Here is a 23,074-nt window from a genome sequence, read left to right on the forward strand (position 1 = left end):
TTTCTTCTTCCCACCATGCGGCAGAAAGAACGTATCCGGTCTTAGCTTTCGTTTCCGAAGGTTATCCCGGTCTTGAGGGCAGGTTGCCTACGTGTTACTCACCCGTCCGCCGCTAAGCTTATCTTCATCCGAAGAATCAGACAAACTCCGCTCGACTTGCATGTATTAGGCACGCCGCCAGCGTTCGTCCTGAGCCAGGATCAAACTCTCCATAAAAGTTTATAGATCGTTTCATTAAGCTCATTACTTAACACTTGCGTGTTTGTTTGTGCGTCTTTCGAACCGAAGTCCGAATTCTGCGTCCTTACCACTCGTTGTTCAGTTTTCAAAGGACCATTGTCAGTCGGCATCGACTTTCTTTCGACTGGGTATTTATCATACCATATCGATTCATGCGATGTCAACCTTTATTTTGTCGCCTCTTGCAAAGCAACTCTTATATCTTACTGCTTTCCTATCAGGTTGTCAACAACTTTTTATCGAATTCTGTCGAATCCTTCAAAATCTTGTCGATTTCGCTGACCGGATTTATACTATATCACGGACAACTATCATTTGCAAGCCTTTTTTGAAATCTATAAACAAAGCAGGCCTGCGCGGAAAGCGCAGGCCTGCTGAGCAAGCAAATCAGGGAGTTTGATCTCTCTTCGAGCCCGTTTTCTTTATCTTTCTCCATATAAAGTAGCCGGGTGAAGCAGCTACAGCAAGGATGGTGACGATTGGAATAGCTGCTACGATGAAGATGAGCAGTCCGCGCAGGAAAGCGCCAACCCATCCAATGGAGAGCCCGAACGCTCGCTTGATGCTAGCCCCAAGCGTCTTTTTCTCCACTTGTGAAGTAACAGCCGCTTTCTTTTCGGATAGATCGATATCAACAGTTGAAAGGGCTACATTCTGATCGATGTACTTCATTTTTCCCTTTGCTTGCTCAATTTCTGCTTGTACCTGATCCAGTTGATCAACAAATTTGACGAGGTCGTCTGTCTGATTTGCTTTTGCCAGGAATTCCAGCAATCGCGCTTCCGTCGCTTCCTTTACCTTTAATCGAGCTTCCAGGTCTACATACTCCTCCGAAACATCTGTCCCTTCGACGCTTCTGTTTTTCTTGATCGTGGGAATTTGATCGAGCTTGGCTAACAGGTCGTTCAATCCCTTCGAGGGAACCTTTGCCGTAAATTGTCCAGACCACACCCCGGAGCGCTCTTCTTCTGTGAATGTAAGGATGTACCCTCCAGAGCCGGCTACGATCGATCGAATCTCCGCCTGAGCTTCCGTATATTCCTTCACAACCAGCGAGAGGTTGGCACGGTAGATCAGCTTCCGATTCATGGCTGCAGTTGGTTCAATCTCCGCCTGTAAGCCGCCGACCTTCTTGTCGGCAGACGAACTGAACTGAGCCCCTTCTGTCAATGCTCCCGTAATAGGAGCAGACTCATTCCCCGTTGTGCTTCCTACTGCCTGAGGTTTTGCGGCAGCGGTCTCCGCTTCATACGATCCTGCGGCTGAATCGGATTTGTTCGCACTGCAGCCGACCAAAACGGCAATCAAACACCCAACTGCCAAAAGCAATCTCACCCGTTTCCATGCCATTTCTTGAGTCCCCCTTTTTATATAGAAGCAACCATATTCATTTACCAGACGCTGGCAATCCTCCAAATGTTACAGATTCCCTTGCGTTCTGTTTCCAGAGGCCTACATCTTGTATAGTAAAAAAGCTACAACAAACACACTTTGATAGACGAAACTACAGGATTTATGATCAGAGTTCATATTTTTTGAGATTGTTCAATAAAAAACATCACATAATCATCGAAAAACTTCGTAGTTTCGTTAAAATTCCTTCAATCACAATCACATGACATTGGTAGGGTTGCAATAATGGCTTCACGTACGATATCCATTGATATTTTTCAATGCGGCTCCCTTTATTCCTTGGGCATATATGGTATTTTACCGTAAATCTTAGTTTGAAAATGTGATAACTTCCCGAACTCCGCGATTTTTGAATTGTTCTATCATATTTTGTCATATAGACTTATGTTGAAATATGGAAGTGTCACATTTATTGCAATAGGAGGGGTTTTCATGAAGTCGAAGAAATTGCTTATCGGTTTAATGGTTGGGGCTTTGAGTATTGGAGCCGCAACAGGAGCTTACGGCGCAAGCGTTGCGAAAAAGATCAGCGCCATTCAAAATCCAGCCGTCAAGATCAAGGTAGACGGCAAGACACTGGTGCTGGCGGACAGCACGGGATCGATGGATCCCATCATGTACAACGGTCATACATATGTTCCAGCGAAGCCGCTTGCGGAAGCGTTGGGCGGTGCGGTAACGTGGGATGGAGCAACCCAATCGGTTATCATCTCTTCGGGTCAAGGAACACAAGACAACAGCTTTGAAGACCCGGGTACCCCGGCGAACACGCCGGCTCCTGCAAACACACCAGCACCTGCTAATACCCCGGCACCTGCAAGCACACCGGAGCCTGTACAACCGACGTCGACGCCGAAGCCTGCCGAAACGTCCAATCCAGGTCCTGCCAGCAGCAACAATGGTACTATCAAGGACCCGATTGGCCTGGGCCGCTCTTTTACCTTCAACGATTATTACCATTACAAAGACTCCGACTCGACGACCGCTGACTACACGTTTACGATCAATAAAGTGGAGCCGATCTCCGTTGATGATATCGTGAAGCTCGGTTTCAAAAAGCCGACTTCCGATAATGATGTCGAGTACCGCATGCTGACGGTCAACCTCAAGGTCGCTAATGCTACGGTAAAGAAAGGTACATCTTCTTCTGCAACCGGCGTATCTTACCTATCCTCGTACAAGCCTTATGCCTGGGGCGTAAAAACGCCTACTTCCAAGTCGATCATTGGCGCAACTGATTACGGCTTCGACGGCTCTTTGTCCCGTGTAATTTCAGACCTTGTGTACAAGCTGCCTACTTCGAAAGTCGTGCCGGGTGATAGCAAGTCTTATGAAGCGACCGGCAAAATTCTCATCACGGTTTACAAAAATGAGACGAACTACTTCATCCTTCAACGCGCTGACTCCGACCTGGAGTACAACGATCGCTTCATCTACTTCAGCCTTCAATAATCACGGCACCTTTAAAGACTGTCCAGAAGCTACTTCTGGGCAGTCTTTTTCTATTCAGCATCCACCGCAAAGACCGAACTGGTGAATAGCCGAATTTCTTTACAAAGCCTTTTGCCACATGCTATCCTTAATGAAACTCCGCCATGCGCAAGAGAGTCATATCGTGTACGGAAGGAGCCGTGCAAGAAGACCTGGAGTTTACCTCCTCGAGCAGCCAGAGAAGCTCCGGACTTTCGTCATTGCGGCGGAAGTTTTTTTCATATTGATTGCTGGAGCACTGCTGTTCATCATTCCGAACTGGATAAGAAGGGATACACTCATGCATCGCTATGTCGTCAAAATCGGCAGCAGCTCGCTCACCTCGGATGAAGGCGGGCTGAATCGGAACAAAATTCACTTTTTCGCGTCGGAACTGGCTGCCCTGCACCAAACCGGTGTTCAGCCCTTGCTCGTCACTTCCGGAGCGGTGGCTGCGGGCTTTACCGAAATTGGCTATCGCAAACGCCCCAAACACCTGCACGAGAAGCAAGCAGCAGCCGCTGTCGGCCAAGCGCTTCTCATGCAAGCCTATCAGGAAGCCTTTGCGGAATACAGTATCGGGGTTGCGCAGATTCTGCTGACCCGCTCGGACTTCTCCAACCGTCTCCGCCATCATAATGCGCTGATGACCATTGATGAGCTGTTGAAGCATCGGATCATTCCAATCATCAATGAAAACGATACCGTCTCCGTTAATGAGCTGAAATTCGGTGACAACGACATGCTGTCCGCGCTCGTCGCCAACCTGACCAAAGCGCAGCAGCTCATCATCTTAACCGACACCGACGGCCTGTACACGGCAGACCCGCGAAAAGATCCGGACGCGAAACGCTTTGAACGGATTGAGCACATTTCAGCCGAGCTCCTGGGGATGGCTGGCGGTTCCGGCTCCTCCGTGGGCACCGGGGGGATGCGCTCGAAGATTGACGCTGCTCAGGTCGCTACCCGAGGTGGCGTTCCGGTCTTCGTAGGACGCGTGCGGGAGCCGGGGGACTTGTTGCTTGCCAAGGAAGGCATCGGCAAGGGCACCTATTTCGATACGGCTAGCCATACAGTTTCATCAAAAAAACAATGGGTTGGCTTCCATTCGCTCCCTCAAGGTTATATTGTAGTAGATGGAGGAGCCGAAGCGGCCCTCTTAACGGGAGGCAAGAGCTTGCTCCCCGCCGGCATTGTTGAAGTGGCCGGCCAGTTCGAACCAGGCGATGTCGTGGAGGTCCAGAATGCGGCCCAACGGATTATCGGACGCGGGATCGTCAATTACGCCTCGTGGCAGTTGCATGTCACAGCAGGGTTGTCCACGGAAGAAGTGGCAAAGCGCGTAGAAGTCTCTCGAATGGAAGTCATTCATCGGGATGAATGGATGCCATTTGGTTAACACTACTAAATCGAAGAAGGAGGGCTCTCCATGAGTGAAGTGCTGGCCAAAGCGCAAGCCGCCAAGCGGACGACCGTCGCACTGAACGCGCTCACGCGCGCCCAGAAAGACGAAGCGCTCACGCGCATGGCGGACGAGTTGATCGCCCGTAAGGAAGAATTGATGGATGCCAACCGGATCGACATCGAAAAGGCGAAAGCTTCCGGCCTCCTCACCTCTTTCATCGAGCGCTTGACGCTCACGGACAAACGGATTGAAGCCATGGCTGAAGGACTTCGCCAGGTCACCCAATTGGAAGATCCAATCGGCGATTTGCTTGAAGAGATCGAACGGCCCAACGGCCTATTAATTCGTAAGGTTCGAGTCCCCCTCGGTCTGATCGGCATCATCTATGAATCCCGCCCCAATGTAACCGTCGATGCAGCCGGACTCTGCCTAAAATCGGGCAATGCGGTCCTTTTACGCGGTGGATCGGACGCTCTCTCCTCCAACCGCAAGCTCGTGGAAGTTCTTCGTGATGCCCTATCTACCACCAAGGTACCGGAGGATGCCATCCAACTGATTGAAAACCCAGATCGTGCCTCCGTCACCGAGATGCTGAAGCTCAAGGGTATTTTGGATGTTCTGATTCCACGAGGTGGGGCCTCACTTATCCGTCATGTGGTGGAAAATGCCACCGTTCCCGTTATCGAAACCGGAGCGGGCATCTGCCATACGTACTTGGATGACAGTGCTGATCCGCAAAAGGCGGTCAACCTGTCCTTTAATGCAAAGGTTCAGCGTCCTTCCGTCTGCAATTCGATGGAAACGTTGCTCGTTCACCGGGAGTTCGCCTCCTCTCACTTACGAGTAGTAGCCGAAAAGCTGCTCAGCGCCAATGTGGAGCTGCGCGGGTGCCCGGAGACGCTTGATCTGATCGGAGACTTGGCTAACACCAAGCCGGTCTCGGAACAGGATTTTGCCACAGAGTACAATGACTACATCTTAAACATTCGCATTGTTCCCGATCTGGAGACCGCGATTGCGCACATCAATCAATACGGAACCCAGCACTCCGAATGCATCGTGACCGAAAATGCCGAGCACGCCCGCAAATTCATGCTGGAGGTGGATGCAGCGGCGGTCTATCAAAACGCCTCAACTCGCTTCACAGACGGCTTTGAATTCGGTTTTGGTGCCGAAATCGGCATCAGCACCCAAAAGCTCCATGCTCGCGGTCCGATGGGCTTGCCCGCTCTGACCACGACCAAGTATTACGTATATGGAAGCGGGCAAATTCGCGAGTAAGAAACCCAACCACGCCGGACCCTCCATCGCGAGGGTCCTTTTCCTAGGAGGACGAACCATGAGCGCTGCACTCACCACCCAACGCATTTTATTTCTTGGCGCCGGATCGATGGCAGAAGCCATTATTCGAGGTCTTGTGAGCACATACCCTGCGCTGTCTGCTACAATCACGGTGACGAATCGCTCCAACAAGGAAAAACTGGAGCACCTTCATAACGCTTATGGAGTAGCGACCGAGCAGGATCCCGATCGTATACGCGAGCTGGCGGCAAAAGCTGATGTTGTCGTCGTAGCCATGAAGCCCGTTGATGCTCCGAAGGCACTCGCTGCTTACCGCGGTGTCTTCCACGAAGATCAATTGCTCGTCTCCGTTATTGCCGGGCTGTCCATCAAGGTCATTCGCCACCTGGTGGGCAGTGAAGCCCTTCCCGTCGCAAGAACGATGCCCAATACTTCCTCTTCCATCGGCCTCGGCATGACGGGCATCAGCTTCAGTCACGATATGCCAAGCCTGCTCCAGCAAACGACGCTCGACATCTTCCAGGCAATTGGAGACACGGTGCTTACCGAAGAAGATCAGCTTCATATTCTCACCGGCATATCCGGAAGCGGGCCAGCCTACGTCTATGCCTTCGCGGAAGCACTCGTCTCCGGCGGGGTAAAGGGCGGACTCCGTTCGGAATCTGCCAAAGAGCTTGCGATCAGCACCTTGCTGGGCGCAGCCTCCATGCTCCGTCAGACGGGTGAAGCTCCTGAGGTGCTGCGTCGAAAGGTGACATCCCCAAATGGAACAACACAGGCCGCTCTTGAAACGCTGGCCCGTCATTCCTTTCAGGAAGGAATTGAGCAAGCCGTTCTTCGCTGCGCGGAACGTTCCCGTGAAATTGGAGAGACCATCAACTCTTCCGCTGCAGAACTCTTGCCCTGAAGGAGCGGCAGTTTTGAGTATGCAGCCTTCATTTTTTCCTGTAGCCCCCTCTTCCCCATTGGTAAGACCCATAGGAAGGCATTGTTCAAAATAAAAAAGCACCCCATGGGGTGCTTTTTTATGCTTTCTGATGCGAATCATCGTGCCTCTTCGCTATCCGTAAAGCGGACTGTTGTTCACTCATCGGCTTCAAGAACGTCCGCGGAATTTCTGGCGATGCTCCTTCGCCTGCTCGACGGTCAGCACTCGATTTCGCTGCCACTCCAGCAGGATACGATCGATATATCGGAAATGAACCTTTCCGGCGAACACCGCTTCCTTGAGCGCCGCAAGAATCAAATCCTCCGGGAATCGATCCTGATCAAGCCATCCGGAGATCATCTCCAGTTCCATCGGTGTCAGCGGTCGGGCAAACTCCTTCTCGAAGATGAGGAAGAGGTTTTGGCCCGTCTCTGGAGGAGAGGCAGCAGAGGTGGACGCCTCTTCTTCCTCTATTCGCTTGCGCCACCATGCAGCCAGCTTGGCGTAGAGCGGGTCCAGGCTATACCGCTCAAAGCGAATTCCAGACGGACGCTCGATTCCTTCTTCGATGGTCAGCCAGTCATTCTTAATCAAGCGAGCCAGTCCGCCGATAATCGATTCCGGCGTCGCAGACATCCGCATACCCAACTCATCAGGTGTTGGAAAGTCGTTGGCTTCCTTGTCCAAATACGTCATGAGTTGGAGGAGCAGCATCGCTTCCGTGTCGCTTAAGCCCAACTCGCGATAACCGGTCAGAAACAGGGTTGGCACCTCTAATCGTGTGATGGAGAGGCCCGCCTTCAGTCCTTCCTCGAAGGCTTTCCCCGAGGAGGCTTTGGTTCCTTTCATGCAATCATCTCCCTTAGATCAGGGATAGAGGCGATAAAGCAGGCGCGGGAACGGAATCGTTTCCCGAACGTGATCGAGTCCGCAAATCCAGGCGACGGTGCGCTCCAGGCCAAGACCGAAGCCCGAGTGGGGAACCGTTCCGTATTTGCGCAGGTCCATGTACCATTGATAAGCTTCATCGGACAGCTCATGCTCTTTGAAGCGCTGCTCCATCAGTTCCGGATCATCAATCCGCTGGCTTCCGCCGATGATTTCCCCATAGCCTTCCGGGGCAATCATATCGGCGCAAAGCACCACTTCCGGACGATTCGGATCCGGCTTCATGTAGAAGGCTTTGATGCCAGTCGGGTAATGGGTAATGAAGACCGGCTGTTCGTAACGTTCTGCGATGGCCGTTTCGTGCGGAGCACCGAAATCTTCACCCCACGGAACCTCAAAGCCGTTGGCATTCAAGTATTCAATCGCCTCATCATACGTGATGCGCGGGAACGGGGCTTGAATCTTCTCCAGCTTGGAGATGTCGCGTTCGAGCGTTTCCAGCTCGCGGCGGCAGTTGGCTACGACAGATTGAACCACATAAGAAACGAATTGCTCTTGAACCTCCAGGCTTTCGAAGAGATCCGTGAACGCCATCTCCGGCTCGATCATCCAGAACTCGATCAAGTGGCGGCGAGTCTTGGACTTCTCAGCGCGGAAGGTTGGGCCGAAGGAGTATACTTTGCCAAGAGCCATGGCAGCGGCTTCCATATACAACTGCCCGCTTTGGGTAAGGAAAGCATCTTCTTCAAAATACTTCGTATGGAAGAGCTCCGTCGTGCCCTCACAGGAGGAAGGCGTCAAGATCGGCGGGTCCACGAGTTTAAAGCCGCGCTCGTCAAAGAACTGTTGAACTGAACGAATGATTTGGGCACGGATAATCAGCACGGCGCGTTGACGAGTGCTGCGCAGCCAAAGATGACGGTGATCCATAAGGAAATCAACACCGTGCTCCTTTGGCGTGATGGGGTAATCCGTCGTGACCTGAATGATTTCAACTCCGGTGACGCTGAGCTCGAAGCCGCTTTGGCTTCGTTCGTCTTCTCGTACGATACCCGTTACATAGAGCGAGCTCTCTTGCGTCAAGGACTTGGCGTCATTCCACACGTCCTCCGACACTTCGCTCTTCACGACGACGGCTTGAATGTAGCCGGATCCATCGCGCAGTTGAAGGAATTGAATTTTACCGCTGGACCGCTTGTTGTTCAGCCAGCAGCCGATTCGGACTTCTTGTCCGACATGATGCTTTACTTCGCTGATCGTGCTTTTTGCTGCCATAATGTCCTCCTTCTTCTTTCCCCGTTCCTATCCATGGGCACAGATGGCTTCATTGTACCGAATCGAAGCTCGGTTTGCACGCCGGGCCACTATTCTGCTACTGCTTCGACGCTTCCACGCACTGATGAATGCTTATTCAATCCCTTCGCGCCAAAGAAAGACCGATTCCGGAGGAATCGGTCTGGACGTCTCGTCTCGGTCTGTCGAGCGAAGATGCAGTCGCTTGACCCGAACATTCAGCCTATTGCTCGCTGACGATTCGGAAGGTATCCCGAGCGATCATGAGCTCTTCGTTCGTCGGAATGACGAGGACTTCCACCTTGGAATTCTCCGTGGAGATGCGGCGCGGATCATCCGAACGAATGGCGTTCAACGATTTGTCGAGCTCAACACCGAGGTAGGTCAGGTTTTCACAAACCTTCTCGCGAACGATGATGGAGTTTTCCCCAATACCCGCCGTGAACACGATGACGTCCACGCCGTTCATAGCCGCTGCATAAGCACCGACGTATTTGCGCAGACGATATTCATACATTTCGAATGCAAGGGTGGCATTCGGTTCGCCCGCTTGCATGCCATCGGTAATATCACGCATGTCGCTCGAAGTGCCGGAGATGGCGAGCAGTCCGCTGTGCTTGTTCAACATGGAATTGACTTCGTTCACCGTCAGGTCTTCCTTGTTCATGACGAACGGAACGATAGCCGGATCCAGGTCGCCGCTGCGGGTCCCCATCATGAGGCCTTCCAGCGGGGTCATGCCCATGGAAGTATCCACCGAGATCCCGCCGTCAACTGCCGTGAGGCTTGCACCGTTGCCGATGTGACAGGTGATGATCTTCAGGGATTCGATCGGCTTGCCCAAATACTCAGCTGCTTTCTCACTCACGTAAGCATGAGAAGTACCGTGTGCGCCATAGCGGCGAACCTTGTATTTGTTATAGAGCACGCGCGGAATCGGGTAGAGGTACGATTTTTCCGGCATCGTTTGGTGGAAAGCCGTATCGAAAACCACCACTTGCGGAACACCTGGCATGTTGGCTTCCGAAGCGTTAATCCCCATCATGGCTGCCGGGTTGTGCAGAGGAGCCAGGTCGATGAGCTTGCGGATCTCGTGCTTGGCATCGCCATCCACCAGAGCCGACTGCTTGAAGGTTTCGCCTCCGTGAACGACACGGTGGCCGATCGCGTCGATCTCTTCGATCGACTCCAACACGCCGCATACCTTGTCCGTCAGCTTGTCCAGCACCTTGCGGATCGCCATGTTATGTTCGAGGATTTCGCTCACTTCCGTGACGGATTCCTTGCCGGTCGGCTTATGGGTGAGGATGGACGAATCCATCCCGATCCGTTCGACAAGACCCTTGGCGAGAACGGCTTCCGTGGTCATATCATACAGCTGGTATTTGAGGGAAGAGCTTCCCGAGTTAATTACAAGTACCTTCATTGACGAACACCATCCTTGTTATAGCGGAAGAACCCTTCACCGGTCTTCACGCCGAGTTGTCCGGCGCGAACCATCTTCTTCAGCAGGTAATTGGGGCGATATTTCAGTTCGCCATATTCCTTGAACATCCGGTTCAGTGCCGCATGAGTCGAATCCAGGCCAAACCGGTCGCACATTTCGAGCGGTCCGTATTTCAAGTCGTAGCCGTCCCGCATGGAAGCATCAATGTCTTCGGCCGTTGCGATGCCTTCGGCCAAAACAGCTACGGCTTCGTTAATCAGCGTGCAGATCAGGCGCGTGGTCACGAGACCCGGGGATTCTTGCACTTGAATTCCCTTCTTGTGGAGCGTTTCTTCCAGGAAGATGCGGGCAGCGTTGATCGTTTCATCCGAGGTGCGGATGCCGCGAACGACCTCCACTACGTCGATCTCCGTCATCGGAATCAGGAAGTGCATGCCGATGACGCGTTCCGGATGGGTACACACCGTAGCCAGCTCCGACAAGCTGAGCGTCGAGGTCGTGCTGGCGATGACTACATCGGGAGCACACGCCTCGTCAAGCTTGCGAATGATGGCCTTCTTGTTATCGAGATCTTCCGTGGTGCTCTCAATGACGAGTTGACACGATGCGAGGCTCTCCAGCGATTCCGCCTTGCGCAGATGGCCGAGGATCAATTTCTTCTCGGAATTGGTGATGCCCCATTTCTCAATTTGCTTGTCCAAGCCATTGCTGATGGCTGCGATGGCGTTATCGAGTTTTTCATCTGAATGCTCAAGCATGTAGACGTCGAGGCCGCTCTTCGCCAGCATCTCCGCGATGCCTTGTCCGACCGTGCCGACGCCGACTAAACCGATTTTGCTAAACTTCATAGGATCTCCCACCCGCTTTATTATAATCTTGAAAAGGAAATGCCGATCAGTCTTGCACGCCAAGCATGCAAAACACAACATCTTAAATGATACATGGTTTTCGCAAAATTTTCACCCTTTTTCCACGCTTTTCGCCTCGCTTCACAAAAAAGCCACCGTTTCTCTCCCCAGTTTGGCCCTTCACGTTCCCTTATCATTCAATGGGTAGTATGCACCTTCTGCGTCCTCCCTGGTCGAAAGGAATAAAAAAAGACGACAGCTGCTTCAAGCTGTCGTCTTTTGGGTAATTCGTTCGAGAAGGCTGCGGAACTGGTCGCCCGACAGTACTTCTTCCTTGACCAGAATGTCCAGCGACTGAAGGAACACCGGACGATTGCGCTCCAGAAGCTCACGGGTTGTGGCCGTAAGCTCACGGATGATATGGTCATTCTCCTTCATCAACTCTTCCTGGGTTACCATCGCGCGATCTACGATGCCAAGATCTGTCAATCCGGAATCCATCATCATCTTGACCAGGTTCAACACTTGCTCGAAGTCATTTCGAGAGCCGGTGCTGCGGCCGCCATAGAACATCTCCTCGGCTACGGCACCGCCAAGTGCAACCATGATCCGGTGCTCCAGCTCCTGCTTGGTGTAGAGATATTGATCGTCCTGCGGGTTGTGACGTACATAGCCGAGCGCTTGTCCGCGCGGGCTGAGCGCAACCTGGGACACGGATCCGGGCTTCACGGCTTCCGCCATGATGGCATGGCCCAATTCGTGCAAGGCTACCCGTTCCCGCTCCTGCTTGGTGCTTTCCCGGTCGGAGCGTTCCCCCATCAGAACCTTATCGACGGCTGCCGACAGATGGCGATGCTCAATCACATCGCTGTCTTCCCGCATGGCATAGACCGCCGCCTCATTCATCAGGCTCTCCAATTGGGCACCCGAAAAATGATACGACTCCTCTGCTACCTTTTCCAGATCGACATTAAGCGCAAGCGGTTTATTCTTCGCATGAATGCTCAGAATGTGCAAGCGTCCCTTCTTGTCCGGCAGGTCGACCTGAATCTGACGGTCGAACCGGCCAGGGCGAAGCAAAGCGCTGTCCAGCATCTCCTTGCGGTTAGTTGCCGCCATGATGAAAACCCGCGGCGTCTCGGAAGTATGAATCCCATCCATCTCGGTCAGCAGCTGGTTCAGCGTCTGATCGTATTCGCGATGCTGTCCGCCGTCCCGCTTGCCGCCAATGACGTCAATTTCGTCGATGAAGACGATGGCGCTGTCCTTGTTTTCCTTCTGTGCGCGGGTTCGGGCATCCTTAAACAAGTCGCGCACGCGGCTCGCGCCGACTCCAACATACATCTCCACAAACTCGCTCCCCGAAGCCGACACAAAGACGGAATTCGTATAATGAGCCGCTGCCTTGGCCATGAGCGTTTTCCCGGTTCCGGGAGGTCCTTCAAGCAAAATTCCCTTCAAAGGCCGAATCCCGAACTTCTTAATCTCGTCATGACGAATGAGGAAGTCGAGTGCTTCCTTGAGCTCGTTCTTGGCACGATCCTGTCCGCCGATGTCGTCAAACGTCAAGTAAGACGGCGTGCGAGGCTTCGATTTACGTTCTACGGTGGCTGCAATGGCCCCGCCCTTCGGTCTTGCAAATAGGAAGAATGCCGAGACAAGTACCGCCAGCGTCAGAAACGGAACGATGTTTACTCCGATAAAAGCCAGGAAGACAAGAACAGAGATCAAGGTTCCAACGACGAGCTCTTTCCAAAGCTTACTCATTTGGCCACACCCCCACCGTCGCCGGCGTTCGCGGCAGAATGACATACTTGCTGTGAGTCCCGTCACTCAGTCGAACGTAGACCGAGGTGGAATCCATCTCGGTTTGAACATCCAAACCGGGAAGCGTCTTGGCTTCATTCTTCAGTAGCTGCGGAATCTCCGCATATTGCTTCGTATCCATGGCTTGAGCTACCCCGAAAAGGGAATTTGACCACCAATCTTCGAGCTCGCTCGTGCTGTTGCTGGTAATCTGCAGCTTGAGTTCTTTTCCTTTCAAATAGGCCTCTCCATCCTTGCGAATGGATTCATCTATGGCTCGGAGACTTGCCCCGTTGGTCAACTGCAGGGAGACAACAACCTGTTGATTGGTAATGGCGACTTGTGCCTGCTCCACTCCGGCATTCTGCTGGATAATCTCCTTCAAGGGATTCTCCATCGCATAGCTGCGATACATAAACCATCCGCCGAAGAGAAGGGTGCCGGAAGTTAGCAATGCGATCAGAATTGGCAACACTTTGAGCTTCATTCACGTCCGCCTCTCTTGTATATATTATGATGATAGATAATAGTATATCACATGTATATACTGATTGCTGGCTTTTTCACGTAGAAAACAGAAAAAATCCCCGGAAACCTCTCCAGGGATTCTCTGAACAACTAGTTATTGCAGGGACAAGAGCCAGCGATCCAGCAGCTTGCCGTCGGTAAATCGATAAAAGCTGTAATAAAGCCGCTTCTTCCCATCTTCTCCTTTTACCCGATAGAAAGACTGCCAGGCATACTCGTCATTGTAGACGCCTGGGACAATCCGCATGAGCTCAGCTCCGGGATTCTGCTCCAGGGTTTGAGTGCGGACGCTCTCCTTGGTAATCCCGTTGTCCGCATACTCGGTATGGGTTTGGTCACCCGAAACCCAGACGAAGATGTTCCGCCCCTCTGAATCGGTTCCTTGGACGACCATCATCGGCACATCCCCGACAAAGGGATCCACCTGCGTCACGCTCTGGAGTGAGGTTTGGCTCTTGGCTGTTGCAATGGCGACCTTTTCTTCATCCCAGATATCGGATTGGATCGAAAGATAAAATCGATAAGCGAGAACCAACAGAAGCAGGACAGCCGCGATCACGATCAAGGAGATTTTCAATCCGGTCCGCCTTCCCGAACGACTCCTTCTCGATATCCGAAGCTCCATCAGCCCTGCATCAGCTTCGCATAGCGAAGACGGAACTCGGCTTTGATCTTCTCTTCATCCAGGGTCAAGCATTCTCCGCCGCAAACGAGCTGCACCCCGTCCACCCACACGTCCGTCACATCTTTGGCGGATGCGGAATAGACGACGTGCGAAAGGTAGTTCGAGGCCGGTTCAAAGTGAGGCTGGTCGATGTCCAGGGCGATGAAGTCCGCCTTCCGGCCTGCTTCCAAGACGCCCGTGTCTTTCAGCCAGATGGACTCCGCTCCCATGGAGGTTGCCATGTGGAACGCCGTCACGGCAGGCACAGCCGTCGGGTCTCCGCTTGTTCCTTTGTGAAGGAGCGCAGCAAGCCGCATTTCCTCGAACAGGTCAAGGTTGTTGTTGCTGGCCGGACCGTCCGTGCCAAGCGATACCTTGACGCCGGCTCGAAGCAGCTCCGGCACGGGGGCGATGCCGCTTGCCAGCTTCAGGTTGCTTCCCGGATTGTGCGAGACGCGCACATCATGGCGAGCGAGAATCTCAATTTCCCGCTCATTCAGGTGAACGCCGTGCGCCACCAGGCTGGGGCGGTCAAACACGCCGAGCTTCTCCAGGTGTTCCACCGGCCGGAGCCCGTATTCCTGTTCATTTTGGGCAACCTCGCGGGCCGTCTCCGACATGTGCGTATGAATCGGAAGGCCGAGCTCATGCGAGGCTTCGACAAAGCGCAGAATGTAATCCGGCGGGCAGGTATACGGAGCATGCGGCGAGATCATGGTGGTGATCCGGCCGTTTGCCGCTCCGTTCCATTCCCTGGCGAAGCGAATGGCCTCCTGCAGCTTGGCGTCCTGAACATCCGGCGGGCATAGCCCGATGACGCCGCGAGCCAGGCAGCCGCGCATTCCCGACTGCTCCACCGCTCTTGCGACCTCATCCATATGGTCGTACATATCGACGAACGCGGTCGTGCCGAACTTGAGCATCTCCACGATCGACAAAAGCGAGCCGACGCGAATATCCTCTGCTGTAAAACGAGCTTCGTTCGGCCACATTTTCTCCTCCAGCCAAACCTGCAAGGCCAGATCATCGCCTACTCCTCGCAGGAGAGACATGGCAGCGTGCCCATGAGTATTGACTAGGCCCGGCATATACAGACGATGCTTACCATCCACCGTCTCATCAAAGCCCTTCGCCAGCTCCTCGGCGGGCACTGATTCTCCCAAATAAGCAATGCGATCGCCTTCGACGATCATGGAGCCATGAAGAACAGGAGCTTGTTCGCTCCCCGTTAGAAAAAGTCCATTTTTCACGAGTATCCGTTTCATTCCACCGAATCCTTTCCATGAGGCTTCCTTCCCAATGTACAACGCGAACCCGTCAAAAGCAAGGCAAGCCGAGGGATTGTCCATGCAATTGTAAACGGGATGCATTGCGCAGGGCCGAACGTTTATGTTACCTTTACAATTAGGAATCTCAAGCTCGTCCATCCTGGCACAAGGGTTCCATTTTCTAGTCAAAAAAGGAGCAAAGGCACATGTTTCAAAAGAAAAGCGATACGGACTTTTTCGGGTTGCTTCAGGAAGCCGCTGAAAACACCCTGGTAGCGGCCAAGCTGTTCCGCGAAGCGATGAGCGGGGCCAAGCCTCCCGTAACCTACATCGATCAGCTCAAGGACCTGGAACACAAAGGCGATAACATCTCGCATATCATCTACCGCGGCTTGAACAAGGTGTTCATCACTCCGCTCGACCGTGAAGATATCATGGACCTGGCCAACAAGATGGACGATGTCATCGACTACATTGAAGAAACATCGGCTCGTTTTGATTACTTGAACATCGAGAAATCTGACGAGTATATGTTGAAATTCTCCGAAGTAATCGTCAGCGCCTGCGAGCACATCGTTGAAGCGCTGAAGCTTCTGTCTAAGAAGAAGTACAATCAGATCAGCGAGCACACGGTCATCATCAACAGCCTGGAAAATGAAGGCGACCGCCTGCTTCGCGAAGGCATCCGCCACATCTTCATCTCGCCAACCGATCCGTACAGCGACTTCAAGATCAAGGAAGTGTACGAGCGGCTCGAAGAAGCAACCGACGCTTGCGAGCGTGTGGCTAACATTCTTGACAGCATCATTCTTCGTTACGCTTAATCGCTTAACCCATCTTTTGCAAAAGAAAGGCTACCTCCCGGAAACAACTCCGGACGAGATAGCCTTTTTTGCATGCTGTGGGTGGGTCTATTCCAGATAGAAGGCCAAGCTCTGCAGCTCGGTGGTGAAGTCTGCGTAATGAACGCGAACGCCTTCCTTCACCTTGATGATGGCAGGTGCAAACGACAGGATCGCTTCCACCCCGGCTTGAACAAGGTCATCCGCCACCTTTTGGGCTTCCGATCCCGGAACGGTGATGATCCCGACGCGAACGTGAAGCTGCTTGACCGAATCGCTCATTTCCTCCATTGGCTGCACGGCCAGGTTATTGATGTGCGTGCCAACGGTGGAAGGATGAGAGTCAAACAATGCGACGATGCGCATGTTGTCGTTCAGGTAGACGTTGTAATTGCTGAGGGCCTTCCCGAGGTTCCCGGCACCCACAAGGGCGACCGCGATGTCGCGATCCAGCTTGAGGATCTGACGGATCTTCTCGATCAGGTACTCGACGTCGTAGCCGATGCCCTTCTTGCCGAAATCTCCAAAGTAGGCGAGGTCCTTGCGAATCTGAGCCGGGTTGAGGTCGAGACGTCGGCCGAGATCCTGGGAGGATACGGTCTGAACGCCATTGGTGAGCAGCTCGGTCAAGTAACGCAAGTACACGGGAAGCCGGCGAACCACCGCTTCCGATATTTTCTCTGTCGTCGTCTTCATGCTTCTTCTTCCCCTTCCATCCATTCGTGTATGCGCGGAACCAGCTGATGGACATTCATGTGCTCGATCTTCGGACCCGGCAGTGAATACAGAAAATGCTTCCCATAATACGTTTCCAGAATGCGAGTATCGTATACCAACACAACGCCTTTGTCCTTCGTCGTCCGCACGAGCCTCCCGAAGCCCTGCTTAAAGCGGATGACCGCTTGCGGGACAGACAGCTTCATAAAGGGATTCCCGCCCGCTTCCTTGATCCGCTCGCTCTTCGCCTCCACCACCGGATGATTCGGCGGCTGGAAGGGCAGGCGAACGATGGCGAGGCAGCTCAGGGCGTCTCCTGGGATGTCGACACCCTCCCAGAAGCTGCTCGTGCCCAGCAGAATGCTCGTGCCCGAGCCTTGGAAGAGGCGAACTAACTTGCTTCGGCTCGTGCTGTCGATGCCCTGCCCGAGCACTTGAATCCCCTCCGGGGTCAACCGTTCCTTCAACACACTGTGCACCTGGCGCAGCATGCGATAAGAGGTGAACAGCACGAGCATGCGCCCTTCCATCGCCTTGGCTACATCCGCGAGTGAATCCGTCAGCGCTGCGGTAAACTCTTCTTCGCCGCGAATGCCCTTCATCACCGGAAAGTTTCGCGGGATGATCATGAGCGCCTGCTTGCGGTACTGGAAGGGAGAAGGCAGCATGACCGTACGCAGCCGGTTCTCCTCAGCCGACTTGCGAAGGCCGAGCTGATCGGTGATATAGTCGAAGGTTTTGCCTACTGACAAGGTAGCGGAGGTCAAGATGACACTGTCCTTCACACTGAAGAAAGCATCGCGGAGCAGGTAGCTCACATCGACGGGAACAGCCATCAGCTGGAGGGATTTTACCTTCTGCTGTGCGGCCCCTTCCATCCAGTACACATAGTTCGAGTCCGCCTGCTTCAGGAAGAAACGAACCGCATCCCGATGCCGGTACAGCTCCTTGACGCTTCCGCCCATGTTGGTGACGAGCCCTTGAAGGTCCATCACTTCTTCTTGCTCCTTCATTTCGAGGAGCAGCTTATCGAGCGTTTTGAGGACGGAGCTCAGTCGGGCATAAAGCTCCTCTTCCCGGTCCAGGAGTGTTCCCCAGCCTATGGGCTTTGGACTCTCGGGAATGCGCTTCGTAAGCGGCCCCTCCGTGGCATCCCCGCCGGAATGGGCGAGGCTTTCATACAACAGTCCTGCCAGCTCGTCCCAGCGTTCGCGGATGTCCAGAAGGGCAGGCTGCAGGTCGTCGATCGCTTCCACCCAAGCTCCTGCCTTTTCCCGGGGCACATCGTCCGCGTGAAGCAGCCGGTTTCGGACAAATGGCAGCTGCCCGGAGCGTCCATCTCGAAACAGTTGCGTGATGGCGTTCACATAAGAGTACCACGAGATCTCGGTACCCAGGTGCTTCACGGCAACTTCCTCAAAGTTGTGCGCTTCGTCTACCACAAGGTGTTTGAAGCCCGGGAGAATCCGATGCTCCGCCTTAATATCGGTAAAGAGTAGCGAGTGATTCGTGATGATGAGGTCCGCTTCCGACGCATCGGATCGCGCCCGATGGTAAAAGCATTTCTTGAACCAGGGACAACTGCGGTTCAAGCAAGAGTCCGCATCGCTTGAGACGGAACGCCAGAAGTCCAAGCCGTTGCGTCCAAAGTGCAGCTCTTCGTCCTCTCCCCGTTCGGAGTCCGTCAACCACGTAACCATCTGCGCGGCCATGAGGCGATCTTCTCGGCCATGCTCATATTCCGCATAGGTGAGTTTCTGCTCATACTTGCGCAGACACAGGTAATGACTCCGCCCTTTCAGAAGAGCGACCCGGAAGTCGACGGGGAAGATATCCTGCAATAACGGGAGGTCTCTCTGCCGCAGCTGCTCCTGCAGGTTGATGGTGTGCGTGCTGACGATGACTTTTTTCTCTTCGCGAATGCCATAATAAAGGGCAGGCAATAGATAGCCCAGTGATTTGCCTGTCCCGGTCCCGGCTTCCACCAGCAAATGAGAACTATCCTCAAAGGCGGAGGCGACTTCTTCCGTCATCTGGTCCTGAGCCGGACGCTCCTCAAAGACCGCAAACCGTTCCTTAAGCGCCTCCTTGATCTTCTCGTAGAAGTCGGGAAACGACAATCCGAGAAGCCGCTTGGCCTCCGCTTCATCCCGCTCAAACGGCTCTGTCCCCCAATCCTTGACGGCAAGCGCAAATTGCCGGAAGTACTCCGAAGCATCGGGATCAAGAGCCGTAGACCGTTCCTTGCGGGCCGCTTCCTGATCGATAAACCAAGCGAAGTCAGACGGATCATCCCGGAAAATGGAGGCGATCCGTTGAACCGTAAGCAAGGGCAGCTCCTGAAACCGATTCAGGCACTTCAGCCAGAGGAGAGCGGTCGCTTCCGCATCCGAATCGGCCTGGTGCGGGCGCTCATGCGGGATGGACAGCGTTTCACATAGATTTCCAAGCGCGAGGCTTGGAACCGTTGGGAAGCAAATGCGGGCCATATCCAGCGTATCCAGGACCATCCCGCTGAACTTGAAGTAGCCGCTGTCCTCCAACGCCCGTTGGAGAAACGCATAGTCAAACCCGGCGTTATGGGCAACCAGCACACTGTCCTGCAAATAGGGCTGCATCTCCCCAATGACTTGTTCAATGGGAGGTGCCTCTGCAACCATGGCATCGTCGATCCCGGTAAGCGACGTAATAAAGGGGGGGATCGCCATCTCCGGCCGAACCAAAGTCGAATACCGGTCCACAATCTGTTCGTTCTCTATAATAACAAGACCAACCTGAATGATGGAATCGGCAGGCTGGCCTCCGGTAGTTTCAAAATCCAAAACCGCGAATTTCATTCCGGCCGATCAAATCCTTCCTTATGCAAAAGCGGGTTTTCCACTCTGCTTTAAGCATACCAAACAATTGTTCTTTATTCAAAAGAAAAAGCAGGACATCATGTCCTGCGATAAGGCCAAAATTCTTTCATCCACAGCATGGGCTCCATGCAGGATGAGTCGGTTTGATCCGCCAGCTTGAAGTAGCGATATGCTTGATCAAGATTTTGATGTTGAATTTGGATACAACCCATGGCGCTGTAGGAAATGGCTTTCAGCCTTGCATTGTTCGTCATGGGCACCAGCCACTTGAAATGACGATATGCATCCTCGAGCTCCCCCAGTCGAAGATACGCCATAGCCAAGTAAACACGGCCGTGGATGAAATCGGGATAATCGGAGATCAGCCGTTCAAACGACTGAGCTGCTTCCGAAAACATGGACAGCTTGTAGTATCCCTGCCCCTTACCAAAATGTTCCGATTCAGGAGGCTGTTCGAATTCGGTCTCCTCGGAGGAACCAACAGCAAGGCATGAAGCGGGTTCCGGGAAGACCTCTTCCTCCCCCATCAAAGTGCGGCAGCTCGCGAGTCGTTCCTCAAACTGCAGCCATTCCTCCAGACAACTGTCGCTCATGGACTTTAATTGCCGAAGCTGTCGGCCCAGATCCACAAACTCCGATTCGTTCGCATCCGCGTAATCCGTCAAGATGCCGTCCAGCGCTTCATTCATGCTGGCGAACAACTCCTTGAACATGTCGTCCGTCCCCCCCGTCATCACCTCTAGCGGTACGTTCATTTTGTGTCGGGGGAGAAGGTTTCATACCGGATCGACGGCGGGCATAAACGGCTCGTTTGCCGATTTTTTTAACGGTTTGCTTACAGCAAAACGGTAGCCGGTTCTTCCTTGTAGGTGGCCGTTACCGGGCGATTCTGCTCATCGAGGATAACCACCTTCGGCGTAAGTTTCTTCGCTTCTTCATCCGTCATCATGGCATAAGAGATGATGATCACTTTGTCTCCCGGTTGAACGAGTCGGGCGGCAGCTCCGTTCAAGCAAACAACGCCAGATCCTCTCGATCCTGGAATGATATAGGTTTCAAGCCGCGCCCCGTTGTTGTTATTCACGATTTGCACCTTCTCATTCGGGTACAGATCCGCGAGGTCCAGCAGGTCTTCATCGATGGTAATGCTCCCGACATAGTGGAGGTTCGCCTCCGTAACCGTTGCCCGGTGCAGCTTGGATTTCATCATGGTTCGAAACATACGGTTCATACTCCTTTCGTGCCTTGCGGGATGGGAGGTGCAGCTAGAGCAAGCTCTTCAAGGGACAAGAGACGATTGTCGATCAGCCGCGTTTTGCCAAAGCGGACGGCAAGGGCGATGATCCACGCACTCTTCGCCGCAGCCGCGGTCGTCGGCCGTTCCAGATCCGGATACGTCAGCACTTGCACGTAATCGATGTCCGCAAGCGGTGTTTTAGCGATATGCTCTGCGATTTGCTTCTGAAGGGCCAACGCATCTCCGCCAGCCTCCTGCAGCCAAATCGGCGAGCGGCTGAGGGATTCCGACAGGACGAGTGCTTGACGCTTCTCCTCATCGGACAAATACACATTTCGTGAAGAGAGAGCGAGCCCGCTGTCCTCGCGTACGATGGGACAGGGAACGATCTCCACATCCAGATTGAGGTCTTCCACCATGCGCGTGATGACGGCAACCTGTTGAGCGTCCTTCATGCCAAAGTAGGCCCGGTGGGGCTTCACGATGTGAAACAGCTTGCTCACAACGAGGGCCACGCCGTCAAAATGCCCGGGACGGGAAGCTCCGCATAGCACGCTGGTGATGCCGGATACCGCAATCCCGGTGGCCGATGGGCGAGGGTACATCTCGCTTGGCTCCGGCATGAACACATAGTCCACTCCGTTATCCCGGGCCAATCTCAGATCTCCCTCCGGGTCGCGCGGATAGCGATCCAGGTCTTCATTCGGACCAAATTGGGTCGGATTCACGAAGATGCTGAGGACGACTGTATCACTCTCCCGGCGAGCACGCTCCAGAAGGCTGGCATGTCCGGCATGCAGGAAGCCCATGGTCGGTACGAGGCCGATCCGTTTTCCTTCCCTGCGTTTTTCCTCCAAGGCTTCGCGCAGCTCGCGAATGGTTGTATAGACTTGCATGGTGGAACCCCCTTTAGTCGATCGACAATTACTTTCCCGCTCCGTACAGCACCGCAGGTTCCTCGCCTGACGAGGCTTCGGCGCCCGCGGCAGTCGAACCCGACGCCTTTTCCGCTTCGGCGGGCTTGGTCGCCTTGAAGGCATGCTCAGGACCCGGATACTGGCGAGTGCGGACATCGTGGGCATACGCCGAGATGGCGTTGCGGACTTCCTCGCCGATCGAAGCATAGGTTTTCACAAATCGCTTCGCGATCGGATGAGCTTCGTATTGCAGCAGGTCATGGTACACGAGTACCTGTCCGTCGCAGCCCGCTCCAGACCCAATCCCGATCGTCGGCACGGATAGGCTGCGCGATATTTCTGCCGCCAGCTCGTCCGTTACAAGCTCTAGGACGATGGCGGTAGCGCCCGCTTGCTCCAAGGCCGCGACGTCATCGCGCAGCTTCGCCACTTGCGCATCATTCTTCCCCTGTACGCGATAGCCGCCCAGCATATGCACCGATTGCGGCGTAAGCCCAACATGGCCGATGACGGGAACGCCCGCCTTGACGATGGCGTCTACGGCAGGAGCGATCTCGCGTCCGCCCTCCAGCTTGACGGCCTTGCTGCCGCCCTCCTGCATGATGCGAGCGACGTTCGCCAGCGTCACATCCAGACTGCCGTGATAGGTCATGAACGGCAGATCGGTTACCACGAAGGCGTTCTTCGTTCCTCGATTAACGGCGCGGCTGTGATGGATCATATCTTGTAAGGTGACCGGAATCGTCGAGTCATACCCCAGGACGACATTGCCGAGGGAGTCCCCGACCAGTATCATGTCGGCTCCCGCTTCATCTGCCAGCATGGCCGACGGGTAGTCATAAGCCGTCACCATGACGATCGGCGTTCCTTCTTCCTTCATTTTTCTTAGTTTAAGCGTAGTCATTGGTTTGCGGTCTGCCATTTCAAAATTCCTCCCTGTACGGTTCGCCGGGCATCAAAAAACCCCTCCGTGGAGACAGAGGGGTGTATGCGCACAAAGAAG

Annotated in this window: 20 protein-coding genes and 1 rRNA gene; 5 read left to right on the plus strand and 16 right to left on the minus strand. The window is 53.8% G+C overall.

The features are described from left to right. Together AAFN83_RS18915 and AAFN83_RS18920 are read right to left on the minus strand one after the other, a co-directional pair. A 16S ribosomal RNA gene (locus AAFN83_RS18915) occupies positions 1 to 216 on the minus strand; the annotation flags it as partial. 411 nt (positions 217 to 627) lie between these two features. After that, entirely contained in the window at positions 628 to 1,590 is a 963-nt protein-coding gene (locus AAFN83_RS18920; protein WP_347772256.1) for a DUF4349 domain-containing protein, read from the minus strand. A gap of 495 nt (positions 1,591 to 2,085) precedes the next feature. On the opposite strand from AAFN83_RS18920, the gene AAFN83_RS18925 reads away from it, so the two are divergent. The 4 genes from AAFN83_RS18925 to proC all read left to right on the plus strand — a co-directional run bounded on the left by AAFN83_RS18925 (position 2,086) and on the right by proC (position 6,737). Continuing rightward, positions 2,086 to 3,105: a stalk domain-containing protein gene (locus AAFN83_RS18925; RefSeq protein ID WP_347772258.1), complete on the plus strand. Its 1,020-nt coding sequence runs from the start codon at positions 2,086 to 2,088 to the stop codon at positions 3,103 to 3,105. A gap of 319 nt (positions 3,106 to 3,424) precedes the next feature. Next, positions 3,425 to 4,522, plus strand: coding sequence for a glutamate 5-kinase (gene proB, locus AAFN83_RS18930; protein WP_347772260.1), 1,098 nt, complete (start codon positions 3,425 to 3,427; stop codon positions 4,520 to 4,522). Positions 4,523 to 4,552: 30 nt separating this feature from the next. Next, a complete protein-coding gene (locus AAFN83_RS18935) occupies positions 4,553 to 5,809 on the plus strand; it encodes a glutamate-5-semialdehyde dehydrogenase (protein WP_347772262.1) in 1,257 nt (418 codons plus the stop codon). 58 nt (positions 5,810 to 5,867) lie between these two features. Then, positions 5,868 to 6,737, plus strand: coding sequence for a pyrroline-5-carboxylate reductase (gene proC / locus AAFN83_RS18940; RefSeq protein WP_347772264.1), 870 nt, complete (start codon positions 5,868 to 5,870; stop codon positions 6,735 to 6,737). A 189-nt stretch (positions 6,738 to 6,926) separates the two neighbouring features. On the opposite strand, the gene AAFN83_RS18945 is transcribed toward proC, so the two are convergent. The 8 genes from AAFN83_RS18945 to AAFN83_RS18980 all read right to left on the minus strand — a co-directional run bounded on the left by AAFN83_RS18945 (position 6,927) and on the right by AAFN83_RS18980 (position 15,497). Beyond that, positions 6,927 to 7,607: a DnaD domain protein gene (locus AAFN83_RS18945; RefSeq protein ID WP_347772266.1), complete on the minus strand. Its 681-nt coding sequence runs from the start codon at positions 7,605 to 7,607 to the stop codon at positions 6,927 to 6,929. Between the two features lie 18 nt (positions 7,608 to 7,625). Further along, the gene (gene asnS / locus AAFN83_RS18950; protein WP_347772268.1) at positions 7,626 to 8,921 is read right to left on the minus strand and encodes an asparagine--tRNA ligase; all 1,296 of its coding nucleotides are present in this window, start codon (positions 8,919 to 8,921) and stop codon (positions 7,626 to 7,628) included. Between the two features lie 241 nt (positions 8,922 to 9,162). After that, positions 9,163 to 10,365, minus strand: coding sequence for an acetate/propionate family kinase (locus tag AAFN83_RS18955; protein WP_347772270.1), 1,203 nt, complete (start codon positions 10,363 to 10,365; stop codon positions 9,163 to 9,165). Beyond that, positions 10,362 to 11,234, minus strand: a complete 873-nt coding sequence (locus tag AAFN83_RS18960; protein ID WP_347772272.1) for a 3-hydroxyacyl-CoA dehydrogenase family protein — start codon at positions 11,232 to 11,234, stop codon at positions 10,362 to 10,364. Before AAFN83_RS18960 ends, AAFN83_RS18955 begins: the two co-directional genes overlap by 4 nt. A 264-nt stretch (positions 11,235 to 11,498) precedes the next feature. After that, positions 11,499 to 13,001 (minus strand): AAA family ATPase, encoded by a 1,503-nt coding sequence (locus tag AAFN83_RS18965; RefSeq protein WP_347772274.1) that lies wholly within the window; start codon positions 12,999 to 13,001, stop codon positions 11,499 to 11,501. Then, entirely contained in the window at positions 12,994 to 13,527 is a 534-nt protein-coding gene (locus tag AAFN83_RS18970) for a hypothetical protein (protein WP_347772276.1), read from the minus strand. Before AAFN83_RS18970 ends, AAFN83_RS18965 begins: the two co-directional genes overlap by 8 nt. Before the next feature lie 135 nt (positions 13,528 to 13,662). Further along, a complete protein-coding gene (locus AAFN83_RS18975; protein WP_347772278.1) occupies positions 13,663 to 14,145 on the minus strand; it encodes a cell wall elongation regulator TseB-like domain-containing protein in 483 nt (160 codons plus the stop codon). 47 nt (positions 14,146 to 14,192) lie between these two features. Next, positions 14,193 to 15,497, minus strand: coding sequence for an amidohydrolase (locus AAFN83_RS18980; RefSeq protein ID WP_347772280.1), 1,305 nt, complete (start codon positions 15,495 to 15,497; stop codon positions 14,193 to 14,195). A 209-nt stretch (positions 15,498 to 15,706) separates the two neighbouring features. Between AAFN83_RS18980 and AAFN83_RS18985 the strand changes: the two genes are divergently transcribed. After that, a complete protein-coding gene (locus AAFN83_RS18985) occupies positions 15,707 to 16,324 on the plus strand; it encodes a DUF47 domain-containing protein (RefSeq protein ID WP_347772282.1) in 618 nt (205 codons plus the stop codon). A gap of 87 nt (positions 16,325 to 16,411) precedes the next feature. Here AAFN83_RS18985 and AAFN83_RS18990 read toward each other — a convergent pair whose 3' ends face one another. From AAFN83_RS18990 to panB, 6 genes are all read right to left on the minus strand, one after another. Next, positions 16,412 to 17,038, minus strand: a complete 627-nt coding sequence (locus AAFN83_RS18990; protein WP_347772284.1) for a redox-sensing transcriptional repressor Rex — start codon at positions 17,036 to 17,038, stop codon at positions 16,412 to 16,414. Next, positions 17,035 to 19,896: an ATP-dependent DNA helicase DinG gene (dinG, locus tag AAFN83_RS18995; RefSeq protein ID WP_347772286.1), complete on the minus strand. Its 2,862-nt coding sequence runs from the start codon at positions 19,894 to 19,896 to the stop codon at positions 17,035 to 17,037. Before dinG ends, AAFN83_RS18990 begins: the two co-directional genes overlap by 4 nt. 98 nt (positions 19,897 to 19,994) lie before the next feature. Further along, positions 19,995 to 20,630, minus strand: a complete 636-nt coding sequence (locus AAFN83_RS19000; RefSeq protein ID WP_347772288.1) for a tetratricopeptide repeat protein — start codon at positions 20,628 to 20,630, stop codon at positions 19,995 to 19,997. 122 nt (positions 20,631 to 20,752) lie between these two features. After that, entirely contained in the window at positions 20,753 to 21,139 is a 387-nt protein-coding gene (gene panD, locus AAFN83_RS19005; RefSeq protein ID WP_347772290.1) for an aspartate 1-decarboxylase, read from the minus strand. Positions 21,140 to 21,144: 5 nt separating this feature from the next. Next, positions 21,145 to 22,050 carry a pantoate--beta-alanine ligase gene (panC, locus tag AAFN83_RS19010; RefSeq protein ID WP_347772292.1) on the minus strand — a complete coding sequence of 302 codons (906 nt, stop codon included), beginning with the start codon at positions 22,048 to 22,050 and terminating at the stop codon, positions 21,145 to 21,147. A gap of 28 nt (positions 22,051 to 22,078) precedes the next feature. Beyond that, entirely contained in the window at positions 22,079 to 22,993 is a 915-nt protein-coding gene (panB, locus tag AAFN83_RS19015) for a 3-methyl-2-oxobutanoate hydroxymethyltransferase (protein ID WP_347772294.1), read from the minus strand. Positions 22,994 to 23,074 lie beyond the last annotated feature (81 nt).

Source organism: Gorillibacterium sp. CAU 1737, from assembly GCF_039888655.1.
Classification (GTDB): Bacteria; Bacillota; Bacilli; order Paenibacillales; family NBRC-103111; genus Gorillibacterium.